The organism is Shewanella sp. ZOR0012, assembly GCF_000798835.1.
Classification (GTDB): Bacteria; Pseudomonadota; Gammaproteobacteria; order Enterobacterales; family Shewanellaceae; genus Shewanella; species Shewanella xiamenensis.
This window is the reverse complement of the sequence record NZ_JTLE01000033.1, coordinates 1-683: the sequence shown is the minus strand read 5'-3', so window position 1 is coordinate 683 and position 683 is coordinate 1. Positions and strand designations below refer to the sequence as shown.

Below are 683 nucleotides of genomic sequence, written 5' to 3'. Positions count from 1 at the left end.
AAAATGGTGCGCGTGGAAGGATTCGAACCTCCGACCGCCTGGTTCGTAGCCAGGTACTCTATCCAGCTGAGCTACACGCGCATTTTTGCATTTTGCTAACAAAGCAATTGCTCTGTCTGCTAATTGGTGCGCATGGAAGGAGTCGAACCTCCGACCGCCTGGTTCGTAGCCAGGTACTCTATCCAGCTGAGCTACATGCGCAGTTTTAACTGTTATCTCAACACATTCGCATTAAGATTAAATATGGTGCGCGTGGAAGGATTCGAACCTCCGACCGCCTGGTTCGTAGCCAGGTACTCTATCCAGCTGAGCTACACGCGCTTAAAACACTTACTTGAAGCACTAATTACAAAATTTCTTCTGAAATTCAAACCTGATGAGTTAAACATAACTGATGCAGAAATGGTGCGCATGGAAGGAGTCGAACCTCCGACCGCCTGGTTCGTAGCCAGGTACTCTATCCAGCTGAGCTACATGCGCGACTTGTATCTATCTTGCTTCAATAAAAAATGGTGCGCGTGGAAGGATTCGAACCTCCGACCGCCTGGTTCGTAGCCAGGTACTCTATCCAGCTGAGCTACACGCGCAATTTTTTATTTGTAAGAAATGGCGGAGAAGGAGGGATTCGAACCCTCGATGGGAGATAAAGCCCATACTCCCTTAGCAGGGGAGCGCCTTCGGCC

The 683-nt window shown here is 49.3% G+C and carries 5 tRNA genes; all 5 read right to left on the bottom strand.

Annotated features, from left to right (window positions below):
- Positions 1-4: 4 nt before the first annotated feature.
- Positions 5-81 (bottom strand) — tRNA-Arg (locus L976_RS01210).
- 43 nt (positions 82-124) lie between these two features.
- A tRNA-Arg gene (locus tag L976_RS01205) sits at positions 125-201 on the bottom strand.
- Positions 202-244: 43 nt separating this feature from the next.
- Positions 245-321 (bottom strand) — tRNA-Arg (locus tag L976_RS01200).
- Between the two features lie 82 nt (positions 322-403).
- A tRNA-Arg gene (locus L976_RS01195) sits at positions 404-480 on the bottom strand.
- 30 nt (positions 481-510) lie between these two features.
- A tRNA-Arg gene (locus tag L976_RS01190) sits at positions 511-587 on the bottom strand.
- Between the last annotated feature and the right edge of the window lie 96 nt (positions 588-683).